This is a genomic window from Allorhizobium paknamense, from assembly GCF_030815125.1.
GTDB lineage: Bacteria > Pseudomonadota > Alphaproteobacteria > Rhizobiales > Rhizobiaceae > Allorhizobium > Allorhizobium paknamense.
Window position 1 is genome coordinate 67,165 of the sequence record NZ_JAUSWH010000004.1, and the last position, 12,439, is coordinate 79,603.

Consider the following 12,439-nt stretch of genomic DNA (forward strand, 5'->3'; position numbering starts at 1 on the left):
ATCCAATTCCTCCGGAAACGTAAGTAAATACTTACTCTTAATAATCAACCTTCATGAAATACAGCCCCTCCGGCGGCGCGACAGGCCCGCAGGCGGCCCGATCCCGGGCCTCCAGCGCGGCACGCACATCATCAAGGGTCATCTTGCCTTCGCCCGCCAGCTTCAGCGTTCCGGCAAAAGAGCGGATCTGGTTGTGCAGAAAGCTTTGGGCCGAAGCGCGGATCTCGATGAGGTCGCCCTGCCGTGTCACATCCAGCCGGTCAAGTGTGCGAACCGGGCTGTTGGCCTGACAATGGGCGGAGCGGAAGGTGGTGAAATCATGATGCCCAACCAATTGCTGCGCCGCAGCATGCATGGCCTCGTGATCGAGAATTTTCGCCACCCACCAGGCGCGGTGGGCCTCGACGGCCAGCCGCGAGGGCCGGGAGATGATGCGATAGAGATAATGCCGTTTGGTGGCGGAAAAACGGGCGTCGAATGCCTCTGTGACCGCCTCGACATCGAGTACGCTCACCGCCTCGCCCGCCAGCGCCAGATGCGCATTCAGCGCATTGCGCAGCTTATAGGGCTGCCAGGCGCGCGTCAGATCGGCATGGATCACCTGTCCCAGGGCATGCACACCGGAATCGGTGCGGCCCGCACCACGAATGGACACCGTCTCTCCCGTGAGCGACAGGATCGCCGCTTCCAGCGCGCCTTGAACGGAGGGGCCGTTTTCCTGCCTTTGCCAGCCGACATAGGGTGTGCCGTCATATTCGACGGTCATCTTGAAGCGGGGCATCAGCCGATCTCCGCGCCCTTGGAGATGGGCGTGCCGCGCAGGAAATCCTCCGCCGCCAGCGGCTTGCCGCCCGCACGCTGCAAACGCATCAGTCGGACCGCACCGTCGCCACAGCCAACAGCCAGGCGCTCGTCCAGCACCACGCCCGGCTGGCCTTTGCCGTCCGTCACTTCGCTCGCCAGGATCTTCACCCGCTCCGGCTTGCCATTGATGGTGATTTCGCACCAGCTTCCGGGAAAGGGCGAAAGGCCGCGAATGTGATTGTGCACGGTCCAGGCAGAGCGGGAAAAATCGATGCGGGTTTCGGCCTTGTCGATCTTGGCGGCATAGAGCACGCCCTCTTCCGGCTGCGGCGTCAGCGGCAGGTCGCCCGCCTCCAGCCGCGCCATGGCCTCGACCATGGCCTCAGCACCCACAAGGCTCATGGAGTCGTGCAGTTCACCGGCTGTCATGGCCGGCGGGATTGGCACGCGCCGGGTCAGGGCGACCGGGCCGGTATCGAGCCCCTTGTCCATCTTCATCACCATCATGCCCGTCTCGGTATCGCCGGCCATGATGGCGCGCTGGATGGGAGCAGCGCCACGCCAGCGCGGCAACAGGGAAGCATGGCCGTTATAGCAGCCGAGCCGCGTGCCCTCGAGAACGGCCTGTGGCAAAAGCAGACCATAGGCCACCACCACCGCCACATCGGCGTCAAGCGCGGCAAAGGCAGCACGATCTTCCTCCGCCTTGAAGTTCAAAGGCGTGCGCACCGCAAGGCCCAACTGCTCGGCAGCCTCATGCACAGGAGATTTGGTGAGATCGAGCCCGCGCCGCCCTGCCGGGCGCGGTGGCTGGCTATAGACGCAAACGATCCTGTGCCCCGCCTCGGCCAGCGCCTGAAGCGTCGGCACCGAGAAAGCGGGCGTCCCCATGAAGATGATGGAAAGTGCCATGCTCTGCTTCCTCTGGTCGCTTCAAGGAGAGTTCTGGGCTTTTGTTTTTACGCATTTCCGGACGGAAAACCGGTTTCCACTTTTTCTGGAAATGCTTCAGAGCCCTGCTTTGCCCTTGGCCGCCTTGGTGAATTTCTTGATCACCATGTCCCGCTTCAGCCGCGAAATGTGATCGATGAACAGCGTGCCGTTCAGATGGTCGATTTCGTGCTGTAGACAGGTGGCCAGCAGGCCATCGGCCTCGGTGATCTGTTCCTTGCCGTGGCGATCCAGCGATTTGACGGTGATGGAGGCCGGGCGCTCCACTTCGGCATAGTAATCCGGAATGGACAGGCAGCCTTCCTCATAGGTGGAGCGCTCGTCCGACGAGCGGATGATCTCGGGATTGATGAAGGTCAGCGGTTCCTTCGGCTCCCCCTCGCGGGCCAGATCGATCACCAGCAGGCGGCGCGGCACAGCCACCTGAATGGCGGCGAGCCCGATGCCGGGCGCCTCATACATGGTTTCGAACATGTCGTCGATCAACCGGTTCAGGTCGTCATCCACCCGCTCGATGGGCTGGGAGACCTGACGCAGCAGGGGATCGGGAAGAATGATGATAGGCTTTGTCGTCATGGGCTTCCCTTACCCCATCATATTCCGCAAGGAAATAGGGAAGACCTGTCACACCGCCCGTTTCAGCGGAGAAAGCGCTGTTGCCATATCCGGCCCGCGCCCCGCCGCGTGTGGCCGCGTGCGGAAATGCTGCAGCGAATGCACCAGCCGCTCCACCTCCTCGCGCAGCGTCGCCGTCTGGGCAGAGGTTTCCTCCACCATGGCGGCGTTTTGCTGGGTGATGCCGTCCATGCTGCCAATGGCGGAATTCACCTCCTTGAGACCGCTCGACTGATCGGCGGATGCGGCGGCGATGCGGCTGACGATGGCGTTGACCTCATCGATACGGGTGATGATCTTGCCCAGCGCATCGCCCGCGCCATGCACCAGTTCCACGCCGTTCTGCACCTGGGCCGAGCTTTCCGAAATCAGCCCCTTGATCTCGCGCGCGGCATTGGCGCAGCGCTGCGCCAGATCGCGCACCTCCTGCGCGACCACGGCAAAACCGCGCCCGGCCTCGCCGGCGCGCGCTGCCTCGACACCGGCATTCAGCGCCAGAAGATTGGTCTGGAAGGCGATCTCGTCGATCACCCCGATGATTTTCGAAATCCGGTCCGACGATTGTTCGATCGCCCCCATGGCATCCACCGCACGGGTCACGACGACGCCGGAGCTTTGCGCCTCCTCCAGCGTCTCGCGCACCAGATCGGAAGCCTTGTGAGCGCCTTCAGCCGCCAGCGCGACATTGCCGGTCAGTTCGGTCAGCGCCGTGGTGCTTTCCTGCAAGCCTGCGGCCTGCTGTTCGGTCCGCTGGGCCAGATTGTCGGCGGCATCGGCAATGGCGCGAGTGGATTTCAGAATCTCGTCACCCGCCTCCCGCACCGTGCCTAGCGTCCCACGCAAGGTCTGAACGGTGGCGTTATAATCCTGCGCCAGTTCCTGAAACTCGGCAGGCAGGTCGGACGGCAGTTGATATTCCAGATCGCCATGCGCCAGCTTGGACAGCGCTGTCTTGAGCGCCGCCAGCGCCTGCTTCTGCTCTTCTTCCGCCTTCAGTTTCGCGGCCTCCGCCTGCCGCCGCTCCTCTTCCAGGCTCTCCAGATAGACGGAGATGGAATAATCCATGTCCAGCATCGCCGCCTTGACCAGAACCCCGACCTCACGGGAGAGCTTTCCGGCATTGGCTTTGCCGAAACGGCTCGGCCAGCGCTCCTGCATCATCGCCTGCACCAGTTTCTCGACGATCAGCGCGTAACCGCCGATATACCAGCGCGGCTCCAGCCCGATGCGGGCATGCGCCCGCCCGATGGCCTGCACGCCCTTCACATACTGCTGGTCGTATTTCGCGCCGGTGACGGTGGCCCAATGCTGCTGCTGCAAACCTTTGGCGCCATTGATATGCGCGTCATTGCGGAAAAAGCGCGCCGTCTCCGGCGTGGACTTTACCTTGCCGTAGAAACTGTCCAGGGCAGCACCGATATGGGCCTTGATGGCCGGAGATATCTCCTGCAGCACTGCAAGCGAAGCGCTGTCGAGCCCCATGAAGTCCAACCGTTTTGCCAGACCTTCCTCTTCCTGTGAACGCGCCATCTACCCTCTCCCTCCAAAATTGTCATTGCTCCGCGCAGCTTTACAAACCCGGTTTTCAGGACACCGGATGCTTCTGTAAAGCTTTGCGCTGACGCTTCGCAGCATGATCGCTGCCCGTGTCATGGCCTGCGCCCATTGCGCGCTTCGGTTATGCCGGATTGGTTTTGCGTCTCAGGCGAGCATGAGGGACGGTGGTAAATTTTATCTTTAACAAAAGATATTTTAAATAATTCTAATATTAAATGCATTGCATCCGGCCGCCTCAGGCAGCCGGATCTCCAGACGTGGCTTCCAGCACGGTCTCAGCCGTTCCGGCCTCCGGCGACTGCTTGCGCCTTGCGATCGGAGCCATGCGCGTGATCCTGACACGCTTGATACGGTGGGGATCGGCTTCGAGAATATGCAGTTCGAAACCGGGCACGGCATCGACGATTTCGCCACGCGCCGGAATGCGGCCAAGCGCCGAGGAAATCAGGCCGCCCAGCGTATCGACTTCCTCCATCTCCTCGCTGACGTCGAAATCGGGACCGACGGCCTCGGCGATTTCCTCAAGCTCGATGCGGGCATCGGCAATATAGACGTCTTCGGAGACCCGGGTGACCAGCGCCTCATCCTTGTCATGCTCGTCATCAATGTCGCCCACCACCATTTCCACGATGTCTTCGTGGGAAACGAGACCATCGGTGCCGCCATGCTCGTCGATGACCAGCGCCATCTGCGTGCGGGCCGCCTGCATGCGGCTCAACAGATCGGCGGCCTGCATGGAGGGCGGCACGAAAAGGATGGAGCGCATGATGCCCGCCTGCTCCAGCGAAACACTCAGATCCACCTTCGCCAGATCCAGCCCGCCATCCTGCATGGCCTTGAGGGTGATGTAGGAGAGAAGGTCGCGGATATGCACCATGCCGCGCGGATCGTCCAGGGTTTCGCAATAGACAGGCATGCGCGAATGGCCGCTTTCCTGGAACAGTGCCATCAACTCACCCACGGTCACGGAAAGATCGACGCCCTCGATATCCGAGCGGGGCACCATCACATCCTCCACCCGCACCTCGCGGAAGCGGAGAATGTTGTTGAGCATGGTGCGCTCTTCAGGAGAAAAGGCCTCGTTGGCGGCAGGGGCCGTCAAAAGCGCGTCGGCAATATCCTCGCGCAGGGTTTCCGCGCTCGACGGCCTCAGAATGCGGGCGGCACGCGCCCAGAAGGAATGCGGCTTTGACGCCGCGGGACTTCGGTGAGAGCTACTGGAGCCTTCTTCAGAAGAAGAGCCGTCCTGGCTCGTTGCGGTCTCCGCCGCCGGTCGTGTCGAAAAATCGCTCATCGTTCCATCTATCAAACTGTTTCCTGCCCCGCATAGGGGTCAGATAGGCCAAGCTCCGCCAGAATGCGAGTCTCAAGCCCTTCCATTTCCTCCGCGTCCTCGGTGGTCATATGATCATAGCCGAAAAGGTGGAGAAATCCATGAACCATCAAATGCGTCAGATGTTCGCTGAAACTCTTCTCAAGATCAACCGCTTCCCGCTGCACCGTTTCCCGCGCAATGATGATATCGCCCAGCATCGGCCCCGGCCTGTCGCCGGGTATGATGGGAAAGGCCGGAAAGGACAGGACATTGGTCGGCTTGTCCTGGCTGCGCCATTCGGCATTGATGCCCCTGATCTCCTCGTCATTGGTGAAGACCAGCGAAACCTCCACCGGCATGTCCGGGAAGGGCTGCTCTTCCTCCCGCAGAAGAAAATCAGCGGCAGCGCCCAGAACACGGGCGCTCATTGCTTCCAGTTCGGCCTCTGAAGGCCAGTCGCCGTCTTCGACGGCGACCTGTATGTCAAGCTTGCTCATCTCGGCTTTCTGCTTCACCCATCACCGCCGGAACAGGCTCGGCCCGCTCGGCATATTGGGCGTCATAGGCCCTGACGATGCGTCCGACAAGCGGGTGACGCACCACATCGACATCCTTGAACTGCACGAAGGACACGCCCTCTACGCCCTGCAGGATCTGCAGCGCCTCCACCAGACCGGATTTGACGCCGCGCGGCAGGTCCACCTGGCTGGGGTCACCGGTGACGATCATCCGGGCATTCTCGCCAAGACGGGTCAGAAACATCTTCATCTGCATGGATGTTGTGTTCTGCGCCTCATCGAGAATGACGGCGGCATTGGCCAGTGTTCGCCCGCGCATGAAGGCAAGCGGCGCAATTTCGATGACACCGGCAGTGATGGCCCGCTCCACCTTGTCGCCGGGGATCATGTCATAAAGCGCATCGTAAAGCGGACGCAGATAGGGATCGACCTTCTCCTTCATGTCGCCCGGCAGGAAGCCGAGACGTTCACCCGCCTCCACGGCGGGGCGGGAAAGAATGATGCGATCGACGGCGCCGCGCTCCAGCAATTGCGCGGCATGGGCCACGGCCAGATAGGTCTTGCCCGTCCCGGCGGGACCGACACCGAAGACGAGTTCGGAACGCTCAAGCGCCCGCATATAGGCGTCCTGCGTCGGCGTCCGGGCCACGACGGTTTTCTTGCGGGTTGAAATCTGCGCCATGGTCAGACGCGATTTGCGCTCCAGCGTCGGCAGCGTCAGCTGATCGTCGGCGGCAGCCGCCATGCGGATCGCCCCTTCCACATCGGAAAGCTCGACCGTGCCGCCGCTCTGCAGCCGTGCATAGAGGTAATCGAGGGCGCGCCGCGCCTGGTTGGTCGCCACGACATCGCCGGAAATCGCGACGGAATTGCCTCGCGCTCGGGCATCGATGTGGAGGCGCTGCTCCAGAAGCTTCAAATTCTGATCGAACTGACCGAACAGCTCACTGGCAAGTCGGTTGTTCTCGAAGGTCAAGATGAAGTGATTGGCGTCGGACGCTGCACTCTTGGTGTTGCGCGAGGGTGAAGATACCACTTCCTGTCCGTTCAAGCGATCAGGCTCCTGTTACGATGGTTCCTGCCCCCACTCTAACCCTGTGCCACCTCGGCAAACAAGCTGTTTGGGCCGGTATCGGTGATTCGTACATGAATAATGTCGCCGATTTGCAAAGTTTTTGCATCAACATTCACCGATTGCAGCCAGGGCGAACGACCGATCATCTGGCCGTCCATGCGGCCAGGCTTTTCCAGCAGGATATCCATGGTCTTGCCCACCAGCGAACGGGCGAAATCATGCTGCTGTTTCAACAGCAATTCCTGCAGCCGCGCCAGCCGCTCGGTCTTGACCTCCTCCGGCACCTGATCCGTCAGCTCCGCCCCCGGCGTGCCCGGACGGGTGGAATATTTGAACGAAAACGCCTGAGCGTAGCCGATGGTTTCAACCAGCCGCATCGTCGCCTCGAAATCGGCATCCGTCTCGCCCGGGAAGCCGACGATGAAATCGCCGGAAAGCGCGATGTCCGGGCGCGCCGTGCGGATGCGGTCGATCAGGGCAGTATAATCGGCTGCCTTGTGGCGGCGGTTCATCGCCTTCAAAATCCGGTCGGAGCCTGCCTGTACCGGCAGGTGCAGATAGGGCATCAGCAGCCGGAGATCGCGATGCGCCTCGATCAGCCGGTCATCCATGTCGCGGGGATGGCTGGTCGTGTAGCGCAGCCGCGCAATGCCCGGCACCTCGGCCAGCCGGTAGAGAAGATCGCCGAGCCCCATGGGGCGGCCCTTCTCATCCTCGCCATGCCAGGCATTGACGTTCTGGCCAAGCAGGGTGATTTCCTTTACGCCGTTGGCCACCAGCTTTTCCGCCTCGCGCAGGATCTGCGCCAGCGGACGCGACACTTCCGAACCGCGCGTATAGGGCACGACGCAGAAGGTGCAGAACTTGTCGCAGCCTTCCTGAACGGTCAAAAACGCCGTGACCATGCGCGGACGCCCGGCCACCTTCTTCGGATCCGGCAGATGCTCGAACTTGTCTTCCACCGCATATTCGGTATCGACCACGCGGCGGCCGGTGCGCACCTGTTTCAGGGCAGCAGGCAGGCGATGATAGGTCTGCGGGCCGATGACGATATCCACCCCGGGCTCGCGGCGAATGATTTCCTCGCCCTCGGCCTGGGCCACGCAGCCCGCAACGCCGATGGTGAATTCCTTGCCTTCCGCCGTGCGCGTCTTCTTCATCTCGCGCAATCGGCCAAGGGCGGAATAGACCTTGTCCGCCGCCTTTTCGCGGATATGGCAGGTATTGAGCAGCACAAGGCTTGCCTCATCGACATTTTCGGTCGGCTCATAGCCTTCCGCCGCCAGCGCATCGGCCATGCGGCTGCTGTCATACACATTCATCTGGCAGCCATAGGTCTTGATGAAGACCTTGCGCGGTTCGGCCGCTGGCTCTGCAAGGGTTTGGATGTCCTGGGTCATGGGCGGGCTTTTACAGCAAGCACCCCATGGCTGTGAAGCGAATTCACCAGCCCGCAAAGTGTTTCCAGGAAAAGTGGGGACCGGTTTTCCGTCCGGAAACACGTAAAATAAACAGCGAAAGTGTTTCCAGGAAAAGTGGGGGCCGGTTTCCCGTGCGGAAACACGTAAAGTAAACAGCGAGAGTGTTTCCAGGAAAAGTGGACACCGGTTTTCCGTCCTATGGAAGTTCCCGGCCCAGCAGCTTCGCACTCAGCATGGCGCGGATGCGCCGCTCCACGCTGCTGGCGAGGTGCTTGCGGTTCACCCCTTCGCGATATTCCTCCGGCGGCCCAAAGCAGACATCCACTTCCACCGCGCCCACGCGCAGCAATCCTGCCAGATGCGGCGGCAGCGTCACGTCTCCCGGCCAGCTGACGACCGGGCGATAGTAGCGCCCCATCGGCATGCCCTGAATGCCGGTATAGGCAATAGCCACCGGCTGAACATAGACCGTGCCCTCCGGCGCCAGCGGCAGCGCCATGGCGGCGGCGCCATAGAGCGAGGATTTGGTGGGCAGCAGCCGGTTGCCGTCCGAGGTCGTGCCCTCGGGAAACAGCACGACGATCTCACCCGCCGCCATGCGCTCGGCAATGTCATTGGCCTGCTTGCCGGTAGAGCGCTTTTCCTCGCGCTTGACGAAGACGCTCTTCTGCAATTTGGCCAGCGTCCCGAAGATCGGCCAGTCCGCTACTTCCGTCTTGGCAATAAAGGCGACATCGGCAACGGAACTCAGCACCATGATGTCCAGCCACGAACAGTGATTGGCCGAAAGCATCAACGGGCGGCGGCGCGCAATTTCGCCATGCACCCGCACCTTCACCCCCAGCGCAAAACAGGCCACCTTGTGCCAGTAGCGCGGTAGGAAGCGACGAATCTTCCAGTCGAAAGCCAGCCCCAGCAATTGTACCGGCAGCATGAAAAAGGTGACGATAGCCAGGAGGCAAAGCAGCACGACAGCCCGGATGCGCAGAATCACGTCAGTCAGCCCTGCTTTTCCGGAGGATGATTGGCGTCCTCCTTGTCGCGGTCGAGCGGAACTCCATAAAGCTCCAGCCGATGACCGACCAGTTGGAAGCCAAGTTCGCGCGCAATCTTTTCCTGCAGCGCTTCCAGTTCCGCGGAGTAGAATTCGATGACCGCGCCCGACTGGACATTGATGAGGTGATCATGGTGCTCGTCCGGAACGGTCTCGAAGCGCGAGCGGCCATCGCGGAAATCGTGGCGGGCGATGATGCCTGCGTCCTCGAACAGCTTCACCGTCCGATAGACCGTGGAAATCGAAATGCGGCTGTCGATGGCGGAGGAGCGGCGGTAAAGCTCCTCGACATCGGGATGGTCCTCGGAGTCCTGCAGAATACGGGCAATAATGCGCCTCTGCTCGGTCATGCGCATGCCGCGCTCGGTGCAAAGCTCTTCCAGGGTTTTCTGGGGTGCCGTCATGAAAAACTCAAACCTGCCGGAACAAAACACAGCAGTTAACGAAGATCGCGCCGCATGACAAGCGCAGCCGTTCTGCGGCCCTCGGCATCGGTATAATAGGCCGGCCGTCTGCCCGCCACCTCAAAGCCCAGCTTGCGGTAAAGACCGATGGCAGGGCTATTGCCTTCCTCCACCTCCAGAAACATCGTCTGGCCACCATCCAGTGCGGCCTGGCGCAGGGCAGCCTGCATCAACCGCCAGCCAAGACCCGCACGGCCTGCCTTTTCCTGCACGGCCACGGTCAGGATTTCCGCCTCGCCTGCCACCTGGCGCGCCAGGACGAAACCGCTCAAGGCAGGCTTGAACACGAGATTGTTGGTGGGACGCGCGACAAAGCCGAAGGTGGTGGACTGGGACAGCAGGCTGACGAATTCCCCATCCGTCCAAGGCCTTGGAAAGCGTTCGGCATGCAGTTCCGCCACTTCGGCACAGTCACGGCTCTCCATGGCAAGCACTTCATATTCGGCTTTCCAGGAAAACAGGGTGTCGATCATGGTTCAGGCTCTCGCGACGGCATAACCCGTTTGCGGCTTGGCATCCGGTCCCCTGAGATAAAGCGGCTTCGGCTTGCCCGAAACCGGAGCCGCCGCACCCAGACGGCAAATCTGGGCAAGCGGAAAGCAGTCGCCGTCCTCAGGCCCATCCAGCCCCAGCACCGCCCTGCCCGAGCCTGCGACGCGAAAGCCCGTTCTTGCGCAGAGCGCCCTGAAATCCTCGTAGGACATGATCGCCGCCGCATCGAGCGGCCCGCCATCCGCGCCGAAGCTCTGGGCATAGACCTCTTCCCGCTTGGCATCCATGGCGGCAATAACGGGAAGCGCACCCTGTTCCGCCTGATCGGCACCGGCAATCGCGGCAAGCGTCGTCACGCCGACAATGTCGGCGGAAAGCGCAAGCGCCAGTCCGCGCGCCGCAGCAAGGCCGACACGAATGCCGGTGAAGGAGCCAGGACCGATGACCACGGCGATGCGGCCGATCTCGTGCATGCCCTTGCCCGCCGCTGCCAGCACCTCGTCGATCATCGCCATCAGCCGTTCGGCATGGCCACGTCCGATCCGTTCCGACACGCTGGCCAGCAGCTTTGCCGAAGATGAATCATAAAGGGCGGCGGCGCAATCGGCCCCCGCCGTATCGATGGCAAGAAGGATCATGACGGAATCAGACCGCCTCGACTTCCTGCACTTCCGGCACGAAATGGCGCAGCAGGTTCTGCACGCCATGCTTCAGCGTGGCGGTGGAAGAGGGGCAGCCGGCGCAGGAGCCCTTCATGTTCAGATAGACCTTGCCATCGCGAAAACCCTTGAAGGTGATGTCGCCGCCGTCCTGGGCCACGGCGGGACGCACGCGGGTATCCAGCAATTCCTTGATGGTCGCGACGATGGTTTCATCGCCCTCATCGAAGAACTCGCCATCGAGATCCCCGGCTTCCGCCGTTCTGGCCGAACCCATGATCGGCGCGCCGCTCATGAAATGCTCCATGATCGTGCCGAGGATAGCAGGCTTCAGATGCGGCCATTCCGCACCGTCCTTAGTGACAGTGACAAAATCATAACCAAGAAACACGGCCGCCACGCCGGGAATGGCAAATAGCCGCTCCGCAAGCGGCGAGGCCGCCGCCTGCTCGCGATCCCGAAATTCCGCCGTGCCATTGTCCAGCACGACCTTACCCGGCAGGAATTTCAGCGTGGCCGGATTGGGCGTGGCTTCCGTTTGAATGAACATCTGGGGCTCCTTGCGGGCAGATCATCCGCAGTTTTCGAGTTTTGACGTGTTTCCCAAGGGAAAACCGGATCCCACCTTTCCCGGAAACACTTTAGAATTCTTCCAAAATAAGACTTTTGCAGTCAAGCTTCAAGGGCGCGATACAGCTATCTTAGCACAACGCATCGATCTCTTCATCGCTCAGATTATCCGGCAGCACCGTGACGGGAATGGGGAAAGCCGCAGTACGTCCGGCAATCATCGAGACCAGCGGCCCCGGCCCATCCTTGGCGGAACCGGCAGCAAGAACCAGAATGGCGATGTCGCGGTCTTCCTCGATCAGCGCATGGATCTGACTGGCGGCGGCACCCTCACGAATAACGATTTCCGGCTCGATGCCGATGGTGTCACGCACCGTCTGCGCGGCCTTCGCGGTCGCCGCCTCGGCCTCTTCCATGGCCTCGGCGCGCATGATCTCTTCCACGCCCAACCATTGCTGGAAGTCGCCCTCCGGGATCACATAGAGCAACACCAGCCCGCCATTGGAATTCTTGGCGCGCCGCGCCGCATAGTGCAAGGCGCGCAGACATTCCGGCGTCTCATCGATCACCGCCAGAAACTTGCGCCGGTGCCCTTCCAGCCGCGAAAGACGTTTTGAGACCATGGATGCCCCGCTCTGCCCTGTTTCATCAACCGGGAGGTGCGGCGAAAACGCCGCCCTCCAGAAGAGGGAACTTAGAGCATAATCCGACCGGAGTGAAACGAGGACGATCAAGATTATGCTTCAAAAAGAAAACGGTAGAGCGCCGATCTGATTCAATCAGATCGAAAAGCGCTCTAGGGTCAAAACTCAATCAGGATGGGTGTTCTGCAAGGCGTATTTTGTGTCTGAGTAGGAGGAAAGGTGCAGGAAATGCCGATCATTTTCAAACCTTTCCGACACCCGCAGGCGCAAAATACGCCTTGCCCGAAGGGTTGAGCGGGA

The 12,439-nt window shown here is 61.3% G+C and carries 14 protein-coding genes; all 14 read right to left on the reverse strand.

What is annotated here, in order from left to right:
* Nucleotides 1-37 precede the first annotated feature (37 nt).
* The 14 genes from truA to QO005_RS08060 all read right to left on the reverse strand — a co-directional run bounded on the left by truA (nt 38) and on the right by QO005_RS08060 (nt 12,118).
* Nucleotides 38-781 carry a tRNA pseudouridine(38-40) synthase TruA gene (gene truA / locus QO005_RS07995; protein ID WP_307157475.1) on the reverse strand — a complete coding sequence of 248 codons (744 nt, stop codon included), beginning with the start codon at nt 779-781 and terminating at the stop codon, nt 38-40.
* The gene (fmt, locus tag QO005_RS08000; RefSeq protein ID WP_307157476.1) at nt 781-1,716 is read right to left on the reverse strand and encodes a methionyl-tRNA formyltransferase; all 936 of its coding nucleotides are present in this window, start codon (nt 1,714-1,716) and stop codon (nt 781-783) included. The genes truA and fmt overlap by 1 nt, the downstream gene beginning before the upstream one ends.
* Before the next feature lie 96 nt (nt 1,717-1,812).
* A complete protein-coding gene (gene def, locus QO005_RS08005; RefSeq protein ID WP_307157477.1) occupies nt 1,813-2,331 on the reverse strand; it encodes a peptide deformylase in 519 nt (172 codons plus the stop codon).
* Between the two features lie 48 nt (nt 2,332-2,379).
* On the reverse strand, nt 2,380-3,900 hold the full coding sequence (locus QO005_RS08010) for a methyl-accepting chemotaxis protein (protein WP_307157478.1): 1,521 nt from the start codon (nt 3,898-3,900) through the stop codon (nt 2,380-2,382).
* 262 nt (nt 3,901-4,162) lie between these two features.
* Nucleotides 4,163-5,221, reverse strand: coding sequence for a hemolysin family protein (locus QO005_RS08015; RefSeq protein WP_307157479.1), 1,059 nt, complete (start codon nt 5,219-5,221; stop codon nt 4,163-4,165).
* A gap of 11 nt (nt 5,222-5,232) precedes the next feature.
* A complete protein-coding gene (ybeY, locus tag QO005_RS08020; RefSeq protein ID WP_307157480.1) occupies nt 5,233-5,739 on the reverse strand; it encodes an rRNA maturation RNase YbeY in 507 nt (168 codons plus the stop codon).
* Entirely contained in the window at nt 5,726-6,811 is a 1,086-nt protein-coding gene (locus QO005_RS08025; RefSeq protein ID WP_307157481.1) for a PhoH family protein, read from the reverse strand. Before QO005_RS08025 ends, ybeY begins: the two co-directional genes overlap by 14 nt.
* A gap of 38 nt (nt 6,812-6,849) precedes the next feature.
* Entirely contained in the window at nt 6,850-8,235 is a 1,386-nt protein-coding gene (gene miaB / locus QO005_RS08030; RefSeq protein ID WP_307157482.1) for a tRNA (N6-isopentenyl adenosine(37)-C2)-methylthiotransferase MiaB, read from the reverse strand.
* Nucleotides 8,236-8,452: 217 nt separating this feature from the next.
* Nucleotides 8,453-9,250 carry a lyso-ornithine lipid O-acyltransferase gene (gene olsA, locus QO005_RS08035; RefSeq protein WP_370878022.1) on the reverse strand — a complete coding sequence of 266 codons (798 nt, stop codon included), beginning with the start codon at nt 9,248-9,250 and terminating at the stop codon, nt 8,453-8,455.
* 5 nt (nt 9,251-9,255) lie between these two features.
* On the reverse strand, nt 9,256-9,714 hold the full coding sequence (locus QO005_RS08040; protein ID WP_307157483.1) for a Fur family transcriptional regulator: 459 nt from the start codon (nt 9,712-9,714) through the stop codon (nt 9,256-9,258).
* 35 nt (nt 9,715-9,749) lie between these two features.
* The gene (locus tag QO005_RS08045) at nt 9,750-10,247 is read right to left on the reverse strand and encodes a GNAT family N-acetyltransferase (protein ID WP_307157484.1); all 498 of its coding nucleotides are present in this window, start codon (nt 10,245-10,247) and stop codon (nt 9,750-9,752) included.
* 3 nt (nt 10,248-10,250) lie between these two features.
* Nucleotides 10,251-10,904, reverse strand: coding sequence for a tRNA (adenosine(37)-N6)-threonylcarbamoyltransferase complex dimerization subunit type 1 TsaB (gene tsaB / locus QO005_RS08050; protein WP_307157485.1), 654 nt, complete (start codon nt 10,902-10,904; stop codon nt 10,251-10,253).
* Nucleotides 10,905-10,911: 7 nt separating this feature from the next.
* Entirely contained in the window at nt 10,912-11,475 is a 564-nt protein-coding gene (locus QO005_RS08055) for a NifU family protein (RefSeq protein WP_307157486.1), read from the reverse strand.
* Nucleotides 11,476-11,626: 151 nt separating this feature from the next.
* Nucleotides 11,627-12,118, reverse strand: coding sequence for a universal stress protein (locus tag QO005_RS08060; protein WP_307157487.1), 492 nt, complete (start codon nt 12,116-12,118; stop codon nt 11,627-11,629).
* Nucleotides 12,119-12,439: the final 321 nt, after the last annotated feature.

Coding starts and splice junctions, on each gene's coding strand:
- tsaB (WP_307157485.1), bottom strand. CDS start 10,904: ATGATCCTTCTTGCCATCGATACGGCGGGGGCCGATTGCGCCGCCGCC.
- QO005_RS08055 (WP_307157486.1), bottom strand. CDS start 11,475: ATGTTCATTCAAACGGAAGCCACGCCCAATCCGGCCACGCTGAAATTC.
- def (WP_307157477.1), bottom strand. CDS start 2,331: ATGACGACAAAGCCTATCATCATTCTTCCCGATCCCCTGCTGCGTCAG.
- truA (WP_307157475.1), bottom strand. CDS start 781: ATGCCCCGCTTCAAGATGACCGTCGAATATGACGGCACACCCTATGTC.
- QO005_RS08060 (WP_307157487.1), bottom strand. CDS start 12,118: ATGGTCTCAAAACGTCTTTCGCGGCTGGAAGGGCACCGGCGCAAGTTT.
- QO005_RS08040 (WP_307157483.1), bottom strand. CDS start 9,714: ATGACGGCACCCCAGAAAACCCTGGAAGAGCTTTGCACCGAGCGCGGC.
- QO005_RS08015 (WP_307157479.1), bottom strand. CDS start 5,221: ATGAGCGATTTTTCGACACGACCGGCGGCGGAGACCGCAACGAGCCAG.
- QO005_RS08010 (WP_307157478.1), bottom strand. CDS start 3,900: ATGGCGCGTTCACAGGAAGAGGAAGGTCTGGCAAAACGGTTGGACTTC.
- ybeY (WP_307157480.1), bottom strand. CDS start 5,739: ATGAGCAAGCTTGACATACAGGTCGCCGTCGAAGACGGCGACTGGCCT.
- fmt (WP_307157476.1), bottom strand. CDS start 1,716: ATGGCACTTTCCATCATCTTCATGGGGACGCCCGCTTTCTCGGTGCCG.
- QO005_RS08045 (WP_307157484.1), bottom strand. CDS start 10,247: ATGATCGACACCCTGTTTTCCTGGAAAGCCGAATATGAAGTGCTTGCC.
- miaB (WP_307157482.1), bottom strand. CDS start 8,235: ATGACCCAGGACATCCAAACCCTTGCAGAGCCAGCGGCCGAACCGCGC.